General features: G+C 40.0%; 17 protein-coding genes and 1 tRNA gene. 9 read left to right on the top strand and 9 right to left on the bottom strand.

Annotated elements, in window-relative coordinates; all coding sequences use genetic code 11:
- Window positions 1-97 precede the first annotated feature (97 nt).
- Entirely contained in the window at window positions 98-1,306 is a 1,209-nt protein-coding gene (locus B155_RS0110430) for a BaiN/RdsA family NAD(P)/FAD-dependent oxidoreductase (RefSeq protein ID WP_018128214.1), read from the top strand.
- Here the strand turns inward: B155_RS0110430 and lysA are convergent.
- The 8 genes from lysA to gatC form a co-directional block, all read right to left on the bottom strand.
- Window positions 1,303-2,463 (bottom strand): diaminopimelate decarboxylase, encoded by a 1,161-nt coding sequence (gene lysA, locus B155_RS0110425; protein WP_018128213.1) that lies wholly within the window; start codon window positions 2,461-2,463, stop codon window positions 1,303-1,305. The genes B155_RS0110430 and lysA overlap by 4 nt on opposite strands.
- Window positions 2,463-4,316 (bottom strand): cation:proton antiporter, encoded by a 1,854-nt coding sequence (locus B155_RS0110420; protein ID WP_018128212.1) that lies wholly within the window; start codon window positions 4,314-4,316, stop codon window positions 2,463-2,465. Before B155_RS0110420 ends, lysA begins: the two co-directional genes overlap by 1 nt.
- Window positions 4,317-4,378: 62 nt before the next feature.
- Complete coding sequence (gene hisS / locus B155_RS0110415) at window positions 4,379-5,650, bottom strand: histidine--tRNA ligase (protein ID WP_018128211.1); 1,272 nt, start codon at window positions 5,648-5,650, stop codon at window positions 4,379-4,381.
- Window positions 5,651-5,711: 61 nt separating this feature from the next.
- The gene (locus tag B155_RS0110410) at window positions 5,712-7,184 is read right to left on the bottom strand and encodes an oligosaccharide flippase family protein (RefSeq protein ID WP_018128210.1); all 1,473 of its coding nucleotides are present in this window, start codon (window positions 7,182-7,184) and stop codon (window positions 5,712-5,714) included.
- A complete protein-coding gene (locus B155_RS0110405; RefSeq protein ID WP_018128209.1) occupies window positions 7,184-8,929 on the bottom strand; it encodes a hypothetical protein in 1,746 nt (581 codons plus the stop codon). Before B155_RS0110405 ends, B155_RS0110410 begins: the two co-directional genes overlap by 1 nt.
- 2 nt (window positions 8,930-8,931) lie before the next feature.
- Window positions 8,932-10,230 carry a glycosyltransferase gene (locus B155_RS13330; protein ID WP_018128208.1) on the bottom strand — a complete coding sequence of 433 codons (1,299 nt, stop codon included), beginning with the start codon at window positions 10,228-10,230 and terminating at the stop codon, window positions 8,932-8,934.
- Complete coding sequence (locus B155_RS0110395; RefSeq protein WP_018128207.1) at window positions 10,220-12,697, bottom strand: YfhO family protein; 2,478 nt, start codon at window positions 12,695-12,697, stop codon at window positions 10,220-10,222. Before B155_RS0110395 ends, B155_RS13330 begins: the two co-directional genes overlap by 11 nt.
- Window position 12,698: 1 nt before the next feature.
- Complete coding sequence (gatC, locus tag B155_RS0110390; RefSeq protein WP_018128206.1) at window positions 12,699-12,986, bottom strand: Asp-tRNA(Asn)/Glu-tRNA(Gln) amidotransferase subunit GatC; 288 nt, start codon at window positions 12,984-12,986, stop codon at window positions 12,699-12,701.
- A gap of 135 nt (window positions 12,987-13,121) precedes the next feature.
- Between gatC and B155_RS0110385 the strand changes: the two genes are divergently transcribed.
- From B155_RS0110385 to B155_RS0110350, 8 genes are all read left to right on the top strand, one after another.
- Window positions 13,122-13,394, top strand: a complete 273-nt coding sequence (locus B155_RS0110385) for an HPr family phosphocarrier protein (protein ID WP_018128205.1) — start codon at window positions 13,122-13,124, stop codon at window positions 13,392-13,394.
- Window positions 13,387-15,102, top strand: coding sequence for a phosphoenolpyruvate--protein phosphotransferase (gene ptsP, locus B155_RS13325; RefSeq protein WP_018128204.1), 1,716 nt, complete (start codon window positions 13,387-13,389; stop codon window positions 15,100-15,102). The genes B155_RS0110385 and ptsP overlap by 8 nt, the downstream gene beginning before the upstream one ends.
- The gene (locus tag B155_RS0110375; protein WP_018128203.1) at window positions 15,102-16,151 is read left to right on the top strand and encodes a bifunctional phosphoglucose/phosphomannose isomerase; all 1,050 of its coding nucleotides are present in this window, start codon (window positions 15,102-15,104) and stop codon (window positions 16,149-16,151) included. The genes ptsP and B155_RS0110375 overlap by 1 nt, the downstream gene beginning before the upstream one ends.
- Before the next feature lie 15 nt (window positions 16,152-16,166).
- Window positions 16,167-16,952, top strand: coding sequence for a biotin--[acetyl-CoA-carboxylase] ligase (locus B155_RS0110370; RefSeq protein WP_018128202.1), 786 nt, complete (start codon window positions 16,167-16,169; stop codon window positions 16,950-16,952).
- Complete coding sequence (gene tilS / locus B155_RS0110365) at window positions 16,924-18,270, top strand: tRNA lysidine(34) synthetase TilS (protein ID WP_018128201.1); 1,347 nt, start codon at window positions 16,924-16,926, stop codon at window positions 18,268-18,270. Before B155_RS0110370 ends, tilS begins: the two co-directional genes overlap by 29 nt.
- The gene (gene hpt / locus B155_RS0110360) at window positions 18,267-18,827 is read left to right on the top strand and encodes a hypoxanthine phosphoribosyltransferase (RefSeq protein ID WP_018128200.1); all 561 of its coding nucleotides are present in this window, start codon (window positions 18,267-18,269) and stop codon (window positions 18,825-18,827) included. The genes tilS and hpt overlap by 4 nt, the downstream gene beginning before the upstream one ends.
- A gap of 82 nt (window positions 18,828-18,909) precedes the next feature.
- Window positions 18,910-18,998 (top strand) — tRNA-Ser (locus B155_RS0110355).
- 74 nt (window positions 18,999-19,072) lie between these two features.
- Entirely contained in the window at window positions 19,073-19,651 is a 579-nt protein-coding gene (locus B155_RS0110350) for a DUF2179 domain-containing protein (protein ID WP_018128199.1), read from the top strand.
- A 2-nt stretch (window positions 19,652-19,653) separates the two neighbouring features.
- On the opposite strand, the gene B155_RS0110345 is transcribed toward B155_RS0110350, so the two are convergent.
- Window positions 19,654-20,589, bottom strand: coding sequence for a YeiH family protein (locus tag B155_RS0110345; RefSeq protein WP_018128198.1), 936 nt, complete (start codon window positions 20,587-20,589; stop codon window positions 19,654-19,656).
- Between the last annotated feature and the right edge of the window lie 184 nt (window positions 20,590-20,773).

Raw genomic sequence — 20,773 nt, 5'->3', positions numbered from 1 at the left:
CAGATTCTGAATTAAGTTCCTAGGCACTGTTTGCTATTAAAATCGACCAATTTAGTACTCAAAGTGGATGAATTAATGGTATCTTTGTGGTTAAAAAATGAAAGTTGCTGTAATAGGTGGCGGTGCCGCCGGTTTTTTTAGTGCTATCTCAGTTAAGCATCATCATCCCGATGCAAGCGTTACCATTTATGAGCGTTCCAACAAAGTGCTCTCTAAAGTGAAAGTATCAGGGGGAGGGCGATGCAATGTAACCCATCATTGTTTCAAAGTTGGTGAGCTCGTTAAGTTTTATCCAAGAGGTGAAAAACCACTTCGCAAGGCATTTGGGATTTTTTCACCAACCGATACGGTAGCATGGTTTAATGAGCGAGGGGTGGAGCTAAAGACCGAAGAAGATGGACGAATGTTTCCCATCACTGATGATTCCCAAACCATTATAGATACGTTGATGGGTGAAGTGCAGCAGTTAGGGATAGGGGTAAAGTTGCAGTCGTCTATAAAGCGACTCAAACCAATAGATTCAGGTTGGTTGTTGGGGTTTAAAGGTGGCGAAACTAAAGAAGTGGACAAGGTGATTGTAGCAACGGGGGGAAGCCCACGAACAGAAGGATTTGATTGGTTACGCGATTTAGGGCATGTCATTGAGGAACCGGTGCCGTCTTTGTTTACCTTTAATATGCCCAAAGAACCTATCAAAGATTTGATGGGAGTTGTAGCGGAACCAGTATCTGCGAAAGTAATGGGGACTAAATTGAGCAGTGAAGGACCTTTGCTTATCACGCATTGGGGGATGAGTGGTCCAGCCATTTTAAAACTGTCAGCTTTTGGAGCTCGAATCTTACATGAGTTAGATTATTCCTTCAAAGTACTCATTAACTGGACGGGGAGCTTAAGTGAGCAGGATATCAGAGCCGAGTTGAGAAAAGTGGTGGACTCAGCTCCCAAGAAAAAGATTCGCAATGTAAACCCATTTGGGTTGCCATCAAGGTTATGGGATTTTTTGATCTCAAAAATCGAAATTGATGAAACCATGATATGGATGAACATGGGTAAGAAGAACATCAATCGACTAGTGCATGTACTAACCAACGACGTTTACCAAGTAGAAGGAAAAACTACATTCAAAGAAGAGTTTGTGACTTGTGGCGGAGTATCATTGTCGGACATTGATATCAAAGCAATGAAAAGCAAAGTGCAGCCTAATCTGTATTTCGCAGGCGAAGTTATGGATGTAGATGGGGTAACCGGAGGCTTTAACTTTCAGGCAGCTTGGACCTCCGGATTTATCGCTGGCAAACTTAGTTAATCTAGGTCTACTGAAAATACGCTATCGATTCCCTGACGAAGGTTGTATTGACTTTTCATCACTTCACCGTAGGCACCACAGCTACGAATTGCGAGCAAGTTACCACGTTCCAGTTTCGGGAATTCAAGATCGGTTCTAAAGGTATCTGAACTCTCACAAATAGGCCCAACCACATCATAGGTATCTGTTTCGGTGGAAATGGGGGTAAGTAATTGAATACTGTGTTTAGCTTGATAGAGCGCAGGGCGTATTAGCTCTGTCATGCCAGCATCAATGATGGCGAAGTTCTTTTGGCGACCATGTTTGGTATACAGCACTTCGGTAATTAAGCTTCCGCACTGTCCGGTTACAGATCTGCCCAATTCAAAGTGCAATTCTTGATCATCGCGAAGATTGAGATGTTCGTCAAATAAGCCAAAGAAGTGTTCAAAGTCAGGTATGGCGTTGCCGTCGGGATCAGCGTAGTTGATACCATAGCCACCACCCACATTAATCACTTTAAGTTGAATGCCTTTATCAGAGAAAACTTGATTCAGCGAATTAGCACGATCGCATAACTCACGGAATGGTTTTAGCTCTTCAATTTGAGATCCAATATGAAAATGAATGCCGATTAAGTCGATATGCTTAAGCGTTGGCAGTAATTCGAATATTAGTGGAAGGTCTTCCTCGTTGATGCCGAATTTGTTTTCGTCCAAGCCCGTTGTGATATACTTGTGTGTTTTCGCATCTACATTCGGGTTGATACGAAGTGCTACTCGAGCGGTGCAATCCTTAGCTTCAGCTAATTCATTGATTACCTGAAGCTCTTGTACCGACTCACAGTTAAAGCAAAAGATGTCGTGCTCTAAGCCTAGGTTGATCTCACTATCTCTTTTTCCAACACCGGCAAAAGCAATTTGGTGAGGCTCAAACCCACAATCTAAAGCGCGTTGCACTTCACCACCGCTCACGCAGTCGGCACCTAAGCCTGCTTTACGTATTTCTTCTAATATGCGAGGTTGGTGATTCGCCTTTAGTGCAAAATGAACATGGTATCCTTTTCGAATACCATGTTTATCAATTTGCTGTAATGTTTGCTTCAGTACGTCTAAGTCGTAAAAGTAAAACGGCGTGGTATGATCTCTAAACTGAGAGATCCTTGTTTCAGAAAACATTACTCGGGTAAGGTAGGGTTAGGTTCATCATTAGATTCAACATCAACAGGTTTTGCATCAGGCGCATCATTAGAAACCAAACCAACAATAATGTTGCCCGGCTGTGGAGATGGTGGATTATCTAATGAGAATGGCTCAACGGTCTCTTCTTCTGTTACAACAAACAGAGGAATAGCTTGTTCACCATAATGCTTTTGATAGTCAGCAAAGGTGAATTCAGCCGTAAGAGGAGTTTTTCTGATTGAAGCTCCATTGCGTGAGAAGCTGTCGATTTTATCAAAATTCATATCTTTTGAGAAGAGTGCACGTCCGCCTAGCGACTCGTTCGACTCCACTTCTCGTTTACTCGCACTTGAGCGAGGCACTAGTTCAAACACTTGGCTTGAACCAAAGATTTCTGAGAAGCGAATGGCTGAAAGTGAGTTCACTTCATCGTTGGGAGTCATAGCCATGATTTTTCCAATGCCATCAAATTCGATTTCATCCATGGCATAATCTGAAAGAATGTTACCGTAATAGGTGTTCAATCCAGACTTTCTAGCTTTTGAGATATTCTCCCAGTTTGAATCAGCTACCAATACTTTGAATCCAAAATCTTTCAATGCTTGGGCCATCATACGTGCCCAATTATGAGCGCCGACTACAAGTACACCATTCGGTTCTTCTTTAGCTACACCAAGGAAACGAGCGAGGGGGCTAGCGCTTAGTCCGTAAATAGTTACCGTAGCAATAATTACGATGAAGGTATAAGGCACCAGTTGTTCTGCAGCTGCATAACCTTCTTGTTCAAGGCGTAGTGCAAAAACGGCTGAGATAGCCGCTGCTACAATACCTCTTGGAGCCATCCAAGCAATAAAGGTCTTTTCTTTAAAACTAAGATTGGAACCTATAGTGGATAGGAAAATAGATGCAGGTCTAATAATTAGGATTAGAACGGCAAGGAAACCCGCAGCTTCCCAGTTGAAATACTCTAAATGCTCGGTCTTTAAGCGAGATGCAAGTAGGATGAATAGTGCAGAGATAAGGAGTACCTGAAGGTTCTCTTTGAACTCGATAATGTGTTTAACGCGAACACTCTTTTGGTTGGCAAGGATGATACCCATTACCGTTACTGTAAGTAAGCCCGACTCGTGCTGTAAGTGATTCGAAATAACGAACACACCTACTACAATCATCAACGTAACGGGGTTTTGGAGGTAATCAGGTATCCAATGCTTTTTCAGCATGAAGTACATAATACCAGCACCAATTCCACCGAAGAAAGTACCATATGCTAAGGTTTGAACAATGATAAGCCCTGCATGGCCAGAAATATTACTAAAACCACCAGCTACAATTACTTCGAACACCAATACGGCCATCATCGCGCCAATTGGATCGTTTACAATTCCTTCCCATTTAACAACAGAACCGGCCTTTTCGGTAGGGCGAACCTGGCGAAGAAGTGGAATGATTACGGTCGGTCCCGTTACAATAAGTATGGCACCAAACAGCACAGAGAGCTCAAGGCCTAAGCCTAAGAAGTAAAGAGATGCGAGTGAAGCCAGCACCCAAGTTACAACCACACCAATAGTGATAAGCTTTATCACGGTTCCGCCAATTTTCCGGAACTCGGACATCTTTAAACTTAACCCTCCTTCAAATAGGATAATGGCTACTGAAATAGATACAAATGGACTTAAGATATCGCCCATGAGCTTATCAGGGTCAAGTAAACCCGTTACTGGGCCAGCAATAATACCAAACCCTAAAAGTAATAGAATGGCTGGTAATTTAGTTTTCCAAGCTAACCATTGAGCTGATATACCAAGTGCTAATACGCTGCTAAGTCCTACAAGAATATACTCCGACATACAAGATTGAGTTTAGTGTTCTCTTTTTTGGGATTATAAGATTCGATAACTCAGAATCCTAACTAATCGTTTGATAAGTGAGCTACTTTTTGAATGATTTGTTCTAAATCGAGCTGCTCTTCATCACTTTCATGCATATTACGAAGCGTAAATTTACCAGCTTCGAGTTCGTTATCGCCTACAATAAGTGCGTAACGCGCATTTTCTCGGTTGGCATCTTTCATCTGAGCTTTCAGTGAACGTCCTAGATAATCCATAGTAGCTGATACACCACGGTCGCGTAAAACAGGTAGCGTTTTTACGGCCCAATCTCGGGCAGTATCCCCTAAAGTAGCAATGAATACATCTACCGTTTTAGGTTCTGCAAGGCTGATATCAAGTTCTTCACAAGCTATGAAAAGTCGTTCCATACCGGCAGCAAATCCAACGGCAGGGGTAGGTTGGCCACCAATCTCTTCAACAAGTAGGTCATATCTACCACCGCCAGCAAGAGCATCTTGAGAGCCTAAATCTGGACTGGTTAATTCAAAGGCAGTACGAGTATAGTAATCCATACCACGTACGAGAAGCGGATCGATGGTGTACCCTATTTCGAGTGAACTCAATAAGTCACACACTTTTTTGAAGTGCGCCGCAGAGTCTTCGTTTAAGTGATCGCCAATAACAGGCGCATTCTTGATGAACTCTTGATCTTCCTTTTCCTTTGAATCTAGGATTCTCATTGGATTGGTTTCAAAACGTTTTTGCGAGAGCTCACTTAATTGGTTGAGGTTAGGACGCAGATAGTCCTTTAAAACGTTTTTGTATTGCTCACGGCTTTCAGGGTCTCCAACAGAATTCAGCTTTAAGTTGAAGTTTTTAATGCCAACACGCTTGTAGATGCTCATCATAAAAGCGATACACTCTACATCAGCTACCGGGTCACCACTTCCAATAACTTCTACTCCGAACTGATGGAACTGACGTTGCCGTCCTTTTTGGGGGCGTTCGGCACGGAACATGGGGCCGATATAGTATAGCTTTTGGGAACCGCCACGTTGTGCAAGATGGTGTTGAACGTATGAGCGTACAACTGGAGCTGTTAATTCTGGGCGCAACACATAGTTGCTGTCGCCTTTGGTGAATGCAAAGATCTCTTTGGTAACGATATCTGTAAGCTGACCAATACCGCGTTTTATGAGTTCAGTTTGCTCCATAATTGGAGTACGAATCTCTTCAAAATTATAACGGGCCGCTTCCTCATGGATAATCTGCTCCAATGCTCGCCATTTAGGAGATTCATCTGGAAGAATATCGACCATACCAAGATGTGTGGTGTACTTTGCTTTCGCCATCTGTAACTGTGTTTTAAAATTGAAGGGTGAAGATAAGGGTAGTGAGGGACAGTTTCTTGAGCTAGTTGAGTTTATTCAAGAACTTATTAATCACTCTATTGGCATCTTCAGAAAGTTTTAGCGTATAAACACCAATGCCAAATACCAGAGCCATAATCACAGATCGTAAAATCAGATCAGCGAAAAGAGATTGCATGGGCTCAAATAGAAAATTTAGAGCAAGTATACTTCCTGCCAAAATAACTAATTGAAGGGTTTCTTTACCGAAAGGGGACATACCTAGTTTAAATCGGATAAAGAGATATTTGAAGGTGTTGTATGAAAATATGGATGCAGTAGTAGCTATCGCTGCCCCGATAATTCCATACATAGGAATGAGGAGTACATTTAGTGTAATTGCCGCAATCACCAGTGCTAGGTTAATGTATAAATCGTAGCGGTAATACTTTGAGGATATGAGAATAGCGCCATTCACACCCGTGGCCATGTCGAATAAGTAAGCAAAGCCAATAATAACTACCACCCATTCTCCACCCTGATACTCGGGGGGTAAAATATTCATCAAGTTATGGAGGTTAGCGCATACTCCAATGTACAATAACGACCCTGCTATGAGTTGGTTGATGGAGCTTTTTCTATAGATCGTTTGCACCTCTTCCATATTGTTCGATTTAAAAGCATCGGCAATAATTGGGAAGGAGATTTTGTCTAATGCCCGAACTGGAATAGCGATAACGGCTCCAATGTAGAAAGCGATGGAGTATATGCCCGTATCCGATAGGCCTGTAAGTGAACTCAACATGATGATGTCAATTCGACCAATGATTACCGTAGTAATCCCTCCTAAAAAGGCATACATAGAGTATCGAATGATATCACCACGTATTTTGAGATTCGGTAGAATAGATGAAAAAGAAATTTTAGGCCTCAACGCCACAATTAGGTACATACCTAGAGCAAGCATAACTATTCCATATAAGCCTACAAACAGATAGATGAATAATTGAAAGTCTATCCAGCCAAAAAAGTAAGAGTAAAGTAAAGCTATAATCAGTACTCGTAGTACTATATCGTTTATAAACGAAGGTACTACAGTTGAGTGGTAAACACGTGCATATGAGGTAAAAAACGTAAAGAATAAGTTGAAGAAAATGAGCGGCAGTAATAGATCGAAGTAAGAGGATAGTAAAGGTGATTCCTCAATAAAGTATCCTAAAAGAGCATCTTTGAATACATAAAAAACTGCAATGATTACCGCATAACCTAGTAAGTGCGTAAAAGAGAAGAATAAAGTAAAAGTACTTTCATCTTTGGATTCTTTAAAATAGGGGAAGTATTTAACCATCGAAGAACGTGTTCCCAAAGTCGCAAACTGAACAGCTAGTATGCTAATCGATAGTAATACACGAGTAAGGCCATATTGCTCGGTGGTTAATATCTGAGGATAAATAATCAGAGTAAGCACAAAGCCAATAGCTGCTCCAACATATGAGAACAGTGCATTAAATATACCTTGGCGTACAATGATACCCATTAGCGATTAATTACTGAGTTAATGAATCCTAAGACTTTCTGAGAAGGAGAGCTTTCTCTGTCGCCTAGTTTTTGATAACTTAAAGAATAGGCATGGTTAACATGACGATTAATTTTTTCCTTCCATTGTTCAAACGGCATTGGTGTGGCGCTGCCAATGTAATAAATGGACCCTTCATCTTTGAGCCCAAGCAGATCCAATTCAAGTGGATCGATGATAATCACGGGCTTTTTCATCGACATGGCTTCCCAGGCTGTAGTTGAGTAGCATGTAGAGGTATAATCTGTGGAGTAAATAAGGTTGTAAATGTCGTCGTTAACCTCAATGATGCGATCCCCAATTCCAAGCTCATCAAATGCTTTTTGATGTAAACCATCTCGTTGTTCAGCAGGGTGCAATTTTAATACACATGCTAATTGGTTGTTTGCGCAAAAGGATGCCAAAGCATAGGCCGTTTTTGTTCTGCTATCACTACTTTGTTGTGGCTGAGATGCAAAAAGCACTACAGGGTAGGGGGCTTTCTTTTTGAATTGCTCTACCTCTTCATTGACTGTAATGCGAGCTTTAATTTGTTCAAATTCAAGTTGACCAACAGGGATTAACTGATCAGGAGTATAAAGCGCCTGTTTCATTAAGTTCACTTTAGATTCTTCCCCCCAATAAAAGAAATAGTCTGTTTTAGCATTAGGTGCTATTTCTTCACTGTATCTGTAATCAATATTATTTGGAGGAAGATCGCCGTGTTGCACACCAAAAGTAGGAATGCTATGATTCTTTGCCGCTTCCACAAAAGAACGTCCAATACCGTTGCTTTCGCCGGTTGCTATCACTGCCTTTGGTTGATAGCGTTGCATTAATTCACTAAATAAGGATTCAAATAATAGCAGTTGAACAACCGACATTTTAAAGGAAGATATGAGTTCATTTATCAATTGAGTCCAAACTTCATCTCTATATTCAAATTTAAATTCAGACATATAGTTACAGTACCGACTATTATACCGAATAAGCAATAAGATAGCCTCGAACCCCAACCAAGGTTTCCTTAGAATATGTGAAAGTAGAGCGGTATCGCTAGCAATGGTAGGCGATTTCCTAGGTGAATTAAAAAAATCAGGATTGGTAGTGGCAGGGATGTAATGGGGAAGAATCTGATATTCTATTCTAAGTGCTTTGTCACCCAAATCATCATAAAGCAATTGAAAGGTTTTGTCGTGCAATTTACCATCAATGTTAAGTGTGTTTCTAGACGGTGAATAGAATAGATATTCTACGGAATTAGTTGGTGTTAATTTTTTATTGAATAGACCTTTGAAAGCATTAAAAAACCTCTTTCTATTGCTACTTTTAGCAGGAGATGATGGAGTACTTTGCTCTTGGTAAATAAGTTGACTGTGTGTGCTCCATTTTTTCCAATATTTAGCTCGTTCAGCAGTAGTGTAAATGGTGGGCTTTTCAATGAGTAAATGTTCTAAATCTGAAATCTGATCTAAAAACTGAGCATGTTCAAGTAATCGATTAAATAGTCTAGCTCGAATATGTAACCAAAAGGATTTCCCATTCCAATTAAAAAATTGAACTGGACTTTGTTCCTTGATTCCTAGCTTATCAATGGTATCTATCCAATCATAAATGCGCGAAGCGTTATGGCTCTTAGATTCTTGAGTAGAAGGAACATGATATACTTGAAGTCCATCGACTTCAGCAGTTTCATTGGGAGTGAGTGGACGATCAATGATAATCATAGCTAAGCTTGATTATGTACAAGGTTCGCATACACCTTAGTTAATGAAAGCCTAGAAAAAGGATGATGCTGTAAATCGGTCTCCCATTTTTGATAAGGGAAGTTGTTTTCGTTTACAGCACTTTCCAAATCCTTACTCAGTGCCTCAACCTCATCATAATCATAAGTTCTACCTAACTGATATTCATCTATGATAAAAGCTGCTTCACCCTTAAGTGGCCCAATGCAAATTATAGGTACTTGAGAAGCTATATAATCAAAGATTTTGCCTGTCGTTAAAATCTCACTATCAGTGGTGTTTGGTATGGTTAATAATAAGAGATCGGCATTTTTCATTTCTTTCTTAGCCTCTAAATGAGGCAAGTAATCTTGAAACTCTATCAATTCTGAGACTCCATACTGATTTATAATAGAATGGATTTCAGAAGAATAAGTACCCGTAAACTGAATCTTTAGCTTTGATTTCAATTGCGCAGGCAATTTTGAAATAGCTTTGAAAAAATTATGCGGGATGGCATTAATCGACATGCTTCCAACATATTTGATAGTAAAAAAATCGGATGATTTGGATTCAACCGTGTTGGTGAAATCTGAATGATCAAAGCCATTCGTAATCACCGTATAAGAGCGATTAACTATCTTAGTTTGAAGCTTTAGCATCTTGTTAGATATCACAACCACTTCATTTGCTTTTTTTAGGCATTGTGTTTCTAAATGTAGGTCGATGTGAGAAGCTAAGGGCACACGAGGTAGCGATTTGTTATAGAATATCTGACTCCAAGGGTCACGCATATCCATAATCCATCTTAAGGAAGATTTTTTCTCTTTTAAATATTTACCAATAAGGTGAGTTGAATTTGGTGGACCAGTGGTAATTACTGTATCAATATCATTTGCTTCCAGAATCTCAGTTGCTTTCTTACGAGCAGAAGGAACCCATCCTAAACGAGCATCGGGAATAAAGAAATTGGACCTTAACCAGACTCCGAGTTTTTGTTTCCAGCTGCCATTTGTATTGAATGCATTAGACGGGTTTGATACCTGCTTGACACTTTTCCCTGTAAATTTTGAAAATAAATGATAGGGCTCAATGCTATTGGTTTTATGAACCTCTAGGTTGTGTGCTACCTCATTTTGAAGGGACGTATCTAAAAGTGGATATGTCCCATTTTGAACGGTAAGTACTATTGGTTCAATGCCAAAGTCTGGAAGATACTTACAAAACTTGACCCACCTTTGGACCCCTGAGCCTCCACTTGGAGGCCAGTAATAGGTTAGAATGAGTACTTTTTTAGGATTCAATCGCTTTATTTTTTCCTCTGAAATAAGTGATACCTAGGAAAAGAGCAAGTCCAAGTTGAATGAGTATTGAAGCCCAAGATAAAGTAACCCCTAATTCATAGGATGTTGGTTTGAACTCTAATTTCAATGTATGGTTACCAGCTGGTATTTGAATACCTCTTTGTACATAATTCGTTTTATGTATCTCTACTTCTTCGTCATTTAAATAAGCCTTCCATCCAGCAGGGTAATAAATTTCACTGAGTACTAAGAATCCAGGAGTAGATCGGGATACATTCAGCTCCATATTAGCGCCATTGTATTGAATGAATTCAACGGAGCTTAAACTGTCAGATGATGTTTGTATTTCTGAAGAGCTAATACCTTCAACAACGGCAACTTTGCTGTAATCAACATTTGGTTGGTCGACGAAATTAAAGGCCTCTTGTGGGGAATTAGCTACTACCAAGGAATCCACAAAATAAGCGCGAGCTAATAGATACTCATTTTCGTAAACAGCACCTTGATTGCCTTGATAAACTTGTGTGAGCCCTTCAATATTTAATCCAGGCTGATAAGTAATATACCTGATGTTTAAGGCGCCAAGTAGCGGAAGGTTAAGCCCACCATTGCCTTTGTAAAGTGGTCCGCCATTTTGTTGTAAATCAGCCACGATACTTAGTTTTGCTCCGGTATATCCACCAATTGTTGGGTAGAAATAAGAAGGAATCGCATTTTGGAATGCTCCATCTAAGAGAGGGAATACACGTTCTTCGTAAACGCCTTTGGAAACATTATCAATAATATACTGGTCGATATCCCTCTTCTGAGATTCGATGTAACGCTCAGTGTTAATGTTTTTATTCACAATTTGACGTTCAGGAATATACCGTTTGCCTACAGTTATGAGGTCGGCGCCTAAAGTGATTAGTAAAGCCAATAAGCCAATCGATAAGGATATTTTTCTATTCGACATTAAAAAGAGAATCGCTCCACCAATAAGTAGAAAGAACCCAGTTCTTAGAACATCACGGTTAGCGGCCTCTTCTCGATCTGGAACGATATTAGCTTGGACGTATTGAGCTGCTTGTTGGCGTACTTGAGGGTTATTCGGACTTACTTGATTCTGCTGTGCAATTTGATTGGCAATATTATCAATTTCACCATCTTTGGTGTAGTCCATAGTCTTTACTTGAACAAAAAGAAGGAGGAATACTCCCAAAGTAATTCCCAAAGCAGGGTATAGTTTTTTGAAGCTATCCTTGTGTTCTTTGATAGTGTCAACGGTCCATTGAAGGCCATAAACAGCAACAACAGTAAAGCAGAATGCAGTTAAGATTAACCACGTTTCTGGAGCTCTAAATTTGTTGAAGTAAGGTATTAGATCAAATGCGGCTTCATTAAGTAAAGCGAAATTGCTACCCCATGAAAAGAACATGGCTAAGATTCCTGTAAAGAGGAACACCAACATCGTTCTGTTTCTATTTTTGAGAAGCGCGATGATAATAAACGGAAGTAGTAAAGCTCCTAAATAATGTGGGCCAGAAGTAAATGATTTCGGCCCAAAGTAAGTTGGGCTGGCTCCTCCATATAATTCAGCTACAAAAAGTGTAAGTGTTTCTTTAATGCCTTGCGACCATGCAAATGCATATCCTGTGGATAATCCCGATGTATTATCTAAGGCAGAGCCTCCACGAATACTGTACTCAGCATATTCTTGAAGAGTTAAGAATTGTTGAGCATAACCAAGAATGCCCACAATGCCACCAACTATCAGTAGAAGCGTGATGGTGGCAAAGGCTTTATACTCTTTTTGCTTGAGTTGAACCCAAGAATCAGATAACCAAAGAAACCCCAATAAAAACATAAAATAGTAGGTGATCTGAGGATGTAGCGCCCGCACATTAAGTGTCATTGCAACGGTAAACAATAATAAACCGGCTAACAGATTATGTGATCTACTTATTTTCCAGTAGCCTGCGATAATCCATGGAGCAAAGGCTAGGGTTGCAAATTTGGTATTATGGCCCGCTCCAATAATTATGGGGAGGTACGATGTTAGGGAGAATGCGAAACTCCCAAAAAGCGCAATAAGAGGCGAAAACCCCATCATCACAAGTAACACATACATACCTGACAGCATAACCCAGTGCTGGAAAGCGGGGAAAATGGGTTTCAGAATGTTATAAAACACATCGATGTAGGGAACTACTTTTTGAACAGATACCACATATGCAGGCATGCCCATAAACATGTTTTCAACCCATAGTGGGTCTTCGTTGAATTCCTCACGGTATTCATAAACAGACTCAACACCCGCTCTAAATTGGGTTGTATCATGGCGCTGAAGTTCTTTGCCGCCAATAGTAATCTCGGTGAACATGAAGAAGGGCACCAAGAATAAAATAGCTAGCGCTATAAGGTGTTGCTTGGTTTCAGATAGCTTGTAAAAAAAGCCCAATGGGGAAGAGTCTGTATTACTACTCATATTATTCGATCACTTTTGGTACACGGAAGTAATCTGAATCAGCATCGGGAGCATTTTTAAGAGCGTCTTCATGAGAAAGCGGTTCCTTTGCTTCATCTTTTCGGAATCGGCTATCTAAATCGATTACGTGTTCTAAAGGAGCCACATTATCCGTGTTCACTTCATTTAATTGCTCCATATATTCTAAGATATTACTCATATCCTTAGCATAAGATTGAGCTTCTTCATCGGTTACCTGCAGCCTGGCTAGGTTTGCTATATAGTGAACGTCTTTTTCTGATACGGACATAATTCTCTTACAAGTTTGAAATAATGCTGAATTTAAGAAAGATTAAGCGAAAGGTTAATCGAAGAATCAAAAAAAGCTTTGATACTGGGATATTATTGAAATAATACTCATTTTTGCACAGCTATTTACACCATTATGATAAAGAAGAAAATTACCATAAAGAATTCCTCTGGTTTGCATGCGCGCCCATCAGCCACATTGGTTAAGCACGCCAGTAAATTTAAATCAGATTTTTACATACACATGTATGGATACAAAGTTAATGGTAAGAGTATTCTAGGTGTTATGACCCTAGCTGCTGAACATGGTGCTGAATTGGAATTAGAGTTTAATGGGCCAGATGAAGAGAAAGCCATGGAAACTATTTGCCAGCTCATAGAGGATAAGTTCGGATTTGAGGATGAGTAATATGGATGTTGAAGCCCTTCAAACTATTGACGGGATTTCCGCAAGCCCTGGGATTGCTATAGGTGAACTAGTACCCCTTGATAACACTCGTCGAAAAGTTTTACCCAAAGAAATTACATCTGCAGACTGTGAGTTGCACAAACAAGCTTTCGTTAAGGCTCGCACAACACTAGTATCCGAACTGGATGAAATGCTGGGTTATCTTGATTCGACTTCTCGTTCAATCATTGAAACGCAGAAGCAAATTGCCTTAGACCTTGAGATTGAACGTAAGGTTGTAGACGTCATCGAAAATAAATTGATGTCGGGCGATTATGCAGTGTACCATACCTTTTGTGAATTTATTGAACGACTTAAGGAAAGTGGATCTGAGCTATTTCAGCAAAGAATTGTTGACTTAGAAAATCTCAGAGACCGATTCATTGATCACATGTGTAAAGAGGACAATGAGATCAAATTGAAGAAGGGTGATATCCTAGTAGCAAAAGACCTAAGCCCAACTGAATTAGTGAGCTATCACGAAAGTGGATTGTCTGGAATAGTGATGGAGCGAGGTGGGGTGACTTCTCATGCAGCCCTAATTGCACAATCGCTTCAAATACCTTGTGTTGTAAATGCTCCCAATGCGCTTCGGAAGTCTAAAAAAGGCACAGCTATACTAGACGGTAGAGAAGGTAAGCTTATTCTAAACCCGGACGATGAAGCACTCGATTACTACAAAAAGAAATTAAAGAAGTTGAAGAGGTCTCAGAAGCGATTACTTAAGAACCTATCTGAGCCTAATAAAACGAAATCAAATACCTCTTTTAATTTAGCGGCTAACATAGAATTTGAGTCCGAACTTGGAAACCTTAAAAAGTACAATGCCGAACAGATTGGTTTGTTAAGAACGGAAGGGCTCTTATTTCAGAATAAGATTTCAAACGAGGAGCAAACTTCATTTTATGAATCAGTTCTGAAGAGTGTGAAGGGTGAAGTAACCGTTCGCCTATTTGATGTTGGTGGGGATAAAATTGACTCTCGTATTGCTGAAGAAGCAAACCCATTTTTAGGGTGGCGAGGTATTCGGATGCTGCTAGATGAGAAAACCTTGTTGCGAAATCAATTAAAGGCATTACTCACCTGTTCAGGATTTCACAAAGGTAGGTTGAAAATATTAGTACCCATGATTTCGATGTTGGAAGAGGTGATTCAGTTTAAAACACTTCTTGAACAAGTACGGTCAGAATTAGAAGACGAGGGTATAGAGACGGACGCAGATTTGAAAATCGGTGTAATGATTGAAGTACCAAGTGCGGCTCTCATGGCTGAAGAGATTGCCAAAGAAGTAGATTTTATGAGTATTGGTACGAATGATCTTACACAGTATACATTAGCCGTAGACCGTGGCAATGAAAAAATCTGTGGGTTATATCAGCAACAACACCCTGCTTTATGGAAATTGATTAAAGTAGTAGTAGATGCTGGTGAGAGCACCAATACCGAGGTGACCGTTTGCGGTGAACTAGCAGGAGATGTTTTAGGAGCTTGTGGTTTATACGGATTGGGAGTTAGAAACTTAAGTATGATCACGGCCTCAATACCAAAAGTAAAAGAAGAATTAATTAGTCATATTGACAAAGATTTCGGTGAGTTAGCTCAATATTTTTTAAACGCTAATACAACTGAAGAAATAAAAGCAAAGTTTGAAGAGTGGAGACTCCATTAATGAAGATTAATCAACAATTAATAGAACGTGTAGATAGTGAAAATATGTGGGGGCTTATGGAAGCATTCCCAACACATTGGCAACAAATAATGGAGCAAACTCAAGAAGTAGAATTATCTGTGGATGTTTCTCGCATAAAGAATGTATGCTTCGCTGGAATGGGTGGTTCTGCAATTGGTGCGGACCTAATACGAGCTTATTCGTTGAAATCTTGTCCGGTGCCAGTGCAAGTAGTGCGCCATTATGAATTGCCGAGTTATATTTCTGAAGAGACCCTGTTTATAGCATGTAGTTTTTCAGGAAATACGGAAGAAACACTCACTGCACTTTCAAATGCATTAGAAAAAGGAGCTCAAGTTATTGGGGTTACTTCAGGTGGAAACCTTCAAAAAAAGGCCATAAGTGAGGGTTTTGATTACATTCAAATTCCTGGGGGGATGCCACCACGAGCTGCGCTAGCCTATAGTTTTGTGCCACTATTTAGAATATTTTCTGCACTCGGATTTCTAGATGAGTCGGATGATGTACTGAATGAAACCCTAGACTTACTGAAAGACGGTGTAACGAAATTCAAAGATTTCACATCCAATGATGCCCTTGCTTTAGCCGAGGAGATGAACGGTAGTTTACCCATCATTTATACCGATGCCTTATTGATGGAGCCTGTGAATTTAAGGTGGAGAGGACAATTTGAAGAAAACTCAAAAACCTTAGCCTACGGCAATACTTTCCCAGAAATGAACCATAACGAGATTGTAGGTTGGGAACATTTAGCACATCTAGCAGGTAGGTTAACAGTAGTAATGTTGAAAGATCGAGATGACAATCCACGTGTTATAAAGCGCATGGAAATCGTGAAAGAACTGATTGTAGATCAAGCACTTTCTGTTATTGAAGTTACTACAATCGGTAAAAGTAGATTAGCTCGACTATTCTCATTAATTCAACTTGGTGACTGGATAAGTATGTATCTAGCGCTATTAAATGAAATTGACCCTACACCAATCGCTAAAATTGATATTCTGAAAAGTAAACTAGCGGAAGTGTAGAAAAACAGGAACCCCTTGTTCGATTCAAACACCTTCGAAAAAACACTACAAACGTCTTGGCTGGGCCAAAATTTACTTTATTTAGATGAAGTAAGTTCTACCAATGAATACGCCAAAGGCTTGAGTTCAAAAGAAGCTATGGCTGGAACCCTTGTGTTAACGGATAAACAAACACAAGGGAAAGGACAGCATGCCAAAACATGGAGTACCGAGCCTAATCAAAACTTAACCTTTAGTTTGGTTTTTAAACCGCCTGTTTCAGACCGCATTACATTACTTACTTTAGCGTGCGCATCTGCCATTGAAGATATTTTGAAAAAAAACTTAGGCGATGATGAAATTAGCTTGAAGTGGCCCAATGATGTGTATGTAGGTTCCAAGAAAATAGCAGGCTTACTTACAGAAGTAGTATTCAATGGAAGTAAAGTAGACCGGGTGGTTGTAGGAATTGGGTTGAATGTAAATCAAACTCAATATCCGAAGGAGTTAAAAGAAACAGCGGGGTCTTTGGCCACTATTACAGGAAAAAGTTGGTCGAGAGAAGAGCTTTTAGCTGAACTATTAACACGTATCGAACACAACTATCATCGGTGGACGGCTTCAAACGTGGAATTAGTGAAGGAAATTAATCCAAAGTTAATTGGGTTCGGGAAGTGGGTGCATTTAGAAGTAGAGGGCGATATGCAGCCAGATAGTTTTAAGTTTTTGGGAATGAATGAATCAGGTGCACTTCAAGTGTTGAATAAGGACCTTGAAGTGAATACTTTTGCCTATGAGCAAGTCAGAGTCCATCCCAATTAAATATACCTTAGCCGCCTTTCTAGATTCTACTCTACCCCAACGATCTTCATTAATTGTGGGTGTGAGTGGCGGAGCTGATTCAATGGCTCTACTTCATGCACTTCATTCCCTTCAAGAAAAAGTATTCGTAGTTCATGTGAATTACGGTTTAAGAGGTAAAGATTCTGATTTAGATCAAGAACTTGTGGAAGGCATGGCCTTTGAGTGGGGAATGGAATGTTGTTCTGTTCAATTAGACAGCCGTAAAGCTGAAGGGCAGAATTTTCAACAATGGGCGAGAGATCAGCGGTACAACATATTTAAAGGTTTGATGGATGCAGAGGGCGCCTCAGCAATTTTAGTTGCTCACCATCAAGACGACCAAGTAGAAACCATATTGCAAAAAGTATTTAGAGGAAGTGGACCTGAAGCATGGCAAGGTATGTCAGCTTTTGATGGGACCATTGCTCGTCCGCTATTGGGATTTACCAAGGAAGAGATACTTCAGTATTGTAAAGGACATGCTATTCCATTTCGGGAGGATAGCTCTAATCAAAAAAGTGCATATGCCCGAAACCTCATCCGTAATGAACTCGCTGAGAAAATGGACGCATTGCTTCCGGGCTGGAAAAAAAATGTGCTAAAATTAGAGGATTGGGGCGCGTTAATGGATGAGTCTTTGGCATCCATTGAAAGCAAATACGAATCCAATATTACATTCCCACTTCAGATTTTTGAATTGGAAACAGAGGCCGTTAGTAAAGCCTTACTAAAACGATTTTTAGGACAACACAAGGTGGATGTAAGTGCAGGTCAACTTCAGGAAATTCAATCGTTACACTCGGCACAAGTTGGATCTAGTGTAGTTTATAGCCCCTCTATAAAAATAGTGAGAGAAAGAGAGGGATTGACCGTAGTAGAATTTGATGAAGCTTCAGATTCAAAGAGTTTCCAAATTGAGCGGCCAACGTCCGAAGAATCCACCACAGTTGAAGTTGAAAATTTCCTGTTTAATTATTCCACTTCTAAGTGTTCAGAGTTTTATCTTTCTGCGGATAGTTTAATGTGGCCCCTAGAAGTTCGAAATTGGCAATCAGGAGATCGCTTGCAGCCCTTAGGAATGCAAGGCACTCAAACGGTTGCGGATCACCTTACAAACCGAAAAATACCAAACGCACTACGCGATAAATCTTTGGTATTATGCGGAACAGATGGTACTATTTACGCTATTATTTATCCTGAGCCTACAAAAAATGGGTTGGGAATGATTTCAGAATTAGTAAAAGTAGATGGAGATACGAAGCAATATCTCTCCATCAGATTAAAAGAGAAGTTATGAGTTTTTATTTACCAGAATCCGTGGATTGCAACGGGGAATTATTCAAAGTTTTTATCACGAAAGAGCAAATTGATGCACGCATAGAATTGCTTGGAAAAAAACTGGACAAGGATTTTGAAGACAAGCATCCCATTTTTATTGGCATCCTAAACGGCGCTTTTATCTTTCTTGCCGATTTAATGCGCAGTGTTACCATCCCCTGTGAGGTAGATTTCATGAAACTCTCAAGCTACGGCGATGAAAAAGTTTCTTCAGGACAGGTTACTGAACTCAAAGAAATTGATGCGAAAGTAAAAGGTCGCCATGTGATATTGGTAGAAGATATTGTAGATACTGGCCTATCTATGAAATACATGGTTGAAAAAATGAAGAAGCATAATCCAGCATCCGTATCTGTAATAACCTTGTTGCATAAAAAAGAAGCTACCAAGCATGATGTTCAAGTGGATTATGTAGGCTTCGAAATCCCTACTAAGTTTGTTCTAGGCTATGGTTTAGACTACGCTCAAGAAGGAAGAAACCTAGCTCAGATTTATGCGCTTCACGAAGAAGAATAAATTTAAAAACACCATTGCTTAGGCTTAGCATGAACCGTATATTTGGTGCCCTTCAATAGAAGGCTAGCCAATGGCACCACATGGAGAGGTGGCTGAGTGGCTGAAAGCGCTCCCCTGCTAAGGGAGTATACCTGGAAACAGGTATCGAGGGTTCGAATCCCTCCCTCTCCGCACAAGCCAATGTAAAGCTAAAGTCCTGTTCTTCTGAACAGGACTTTTTTTATTCACGTCCCACCTTCGTTACCATGTTTGATCTATTTCCAGCATTTGCAGTTCCTATTTTAATATTTGTTGCCCGCATCGCTGATGTGAGTTTAGGTACCCTTCGTATCGTTATGGTATCAAGAGGCTATAAGTTTAAAGCCGCATGCTTAGGATTTTTCGAAGTACTGATATGGACAATCGTAGTTACTGAGCTATTGCAAAATCTAGACAACTGGGTGAATTATATAGCCTATGCGGGTGGTTTTGCGACAGGCACATACATAGGCATGTTGATTGAGAGTAAATTGAAAGTGGGTACTATTATAGTTCGTGTGATTACCCAAAATAAGTTCGAAGATCTTACTGAACACCTAAAAATAGCTGGTTTTACCATCACCTCATTAGATGCCGAAGGAGGCTTTGGTCCCGTAAAAATCATCTTTACTGTTCTGAAAAGGAAGCGATGGAATGAAGTGGTTTCTATCATTGAAACAATAGATCCCAAAGCATTCTATTCTTCAGAAGATGTGAAGTTCTCAACCTCAGAAGGAATGATAGATCGACTTAGCGGGAAACGTAATCCTTCTGATAGATTATTAGGGCTTCGAAAGGGAATCTAAGTTCATAAAAAGAATAGAACAGTAACAAGCCCGAATAGGGTGATTACGAGCCAGAGTGCTACTCCAAAGAGCATCGGTTTCCACCCAACCCCTTTTATCATTTGTACCGTTAGGCTACTCCCAATTAGGTAAAGTGCCACTTTTAAAAGCGATTTAGAGGCATTAAATACCTGCGGTGCAATGCTTTGAATCAGAGGAACGTATTCTGTTAATATCATACTTACAATGAAACCGACGATGTACCAAGGTAATTTAAACTGATACTTTCCTTTCGAATGGATGAAAGAAAACATTAAAGCAATGGGTATGATCCATAATGCTCGAGTAAGTTTAACGGTTGTTGCTATTTTCAATGCTTCAGCTCCAAAAGTACTTGCCGCACCTACTACAGAACTGGTATCGTGAATGGCAATGGCACACCACATTCCAAATTGATAAGCGCTCATCTCGAACCAATTTCCTAGGTGTGGGAATACAAATAAAGCCATCGCATTCAATACAAAAACCACCCCTAATGCCATGCTAATTGTCTTAGTATCAGCTTTGATAATTGGTGATATAGTGGCAATAGCACTCCCTCCGCATATGGCAGTTCCTGAGGATATTAAAGTGGAAATCGAGCGATCAAGCTTGAAGAGCTTGGCAAATAAATATCCTAATCCTAGGGTAATTAGGATGCTAGCGAAAGTAATGAAGAATCCCTCATTACCGGTCTCAATTGCTGTATTCAAATTCAAACCAAAGCCTAATCCTACTACAGATACTTTCAAAATCAAAGCAGCGACCTTAGACCTCTTCTCTTCTGTATAGATATTTCGGCCAATATTACCAATCAGAATACCCAAGCTTAAGGCAAGAGCTGCTCCTATAAATGGATGGAGTACTAGAACAGATACTAAAAGAAAAAGAAGCCTTGAGAGAGCGCTGGTTTTTAACAATGTGCTTTGGAACTGGTGTCATATTCGCTTCAAAGGTCAAGTATTTTAGAGGGTAGTGGAAATGGTATTAGGCTATGCCTGATTACCCATAGTTATACTGAATAAAGGGCAGCATAAATTGAGTTTGCTACTTTTAAGCAATACAGAGATAATGAGATGTTTTTGAGAAACTTATCTAAACGAA

The organism is Balneola vulgaris DSM 17893 (assembly GCF_000375465.1).
Classification (GTDB): domain Bacteria; phylum Bacteroidota; class Rhodothermia; order Balneolales; family Balneolaceae; genus Balneola; species Balneola vulgaris.
Note: the sequence above shows the minus strand (reverse complement) of the source record. Positions and strands in the feature narration are given on the sequence as shown.

Bases quoted from the DNA above. Each gene is read 5' to 3' on its own strand.
- B155_RS0110430 (WP_018128214.1), top strand. From the start codon at position 98: ATGAAAGTTGCTGTAATAGGTGGCGGTGCCGCCGGTTTTTTTAGTGCT.
- lysA (WP_018128213.1), bottom strand. From the start codon at position 2,463: ATGTTTTCTGAAACAAGGATCTCTCAGTTTAGAGATCATACCACGCCG.
- B155_RS0110420 (WP_018128212.1), bottom strand. From the start codon at position 4,316: ATGTCGGAGTATATTCTTGTAGGACTTAGCAGCGTATTAGCACTTGGT.
- hisS (WP_018128211.1), bottom strand. From the start codon at position 5,650: ATGGCGAAAGCAAAGTACACCACACATCTTGGTATGGTCGATATTCTT.
- B155_RS0110410 (WP_018128210.1), bottom strand. From the start codon at position 7,184: ATGGGTATCATTGTACGCCAAGGTATATTTAATGCACTGTTCTCATAT.
- B155_RS0110405 (WP_018128209.1), bottom strand. From the start codon at position 8,929: ATGATTATCATTGATCGTCCACTCACTCCCAATGAAACTGCTGAAGTC.
- B155_RS0110395 (WP_018128207.1), bottom strand. From the start codon at position 12,697: ATGAGTAGTAATACAGACTCTTCCCCATTGGGCTTTTTTTACAAGCTA.
- gatC (WP_018128206.1), bottom strand. From the start codon at position 12,986: ATGTCCGTATCAGAAAAAGACGTTCACTATATAGCAAACCTAGCCAGG.
- B155_RS0110385 (WP_018128205.1), top strand. From the start codon at position 13,122: ATGATAAAGAAGAAAATTACCATAAAGAATTCCTCTGGTTTGCATGCG.
- ptsP (WP_018128204.1), top strand. From the start codon at position 13,387: ATGAGTAATATGGATGTTGAAGCCCTTCAAACTATTGACGGGATTTCC.
- B155_RS0110375 (WP_018128203.1), top strand. From the start codon at position 15,102: ATGAAGATTAATCAACAATTAATAGAACGTGTAGATAGTGAAAATATG.
- tilS (WP_018128201.1), top strand. From the start codon at position 16,924: ATGAGCAAGTCAGAGTCCATCCCAATTAAATATACCTTAGCCGCCTTT.
- hpt (WP_018128200.1), top strand. From the start codon at position 18,267: ATGAGTTTTTATTTACCAGAATCCGTGGATTGCAACGGGGAATTATTC.
- B155_RS0110350 (WP_018128199.1), top strand. From the start codon at position 19,073: ATGTTTGATCTATTTCCAGCATTTGCAGTTCCTATTTTAATATTTGTT.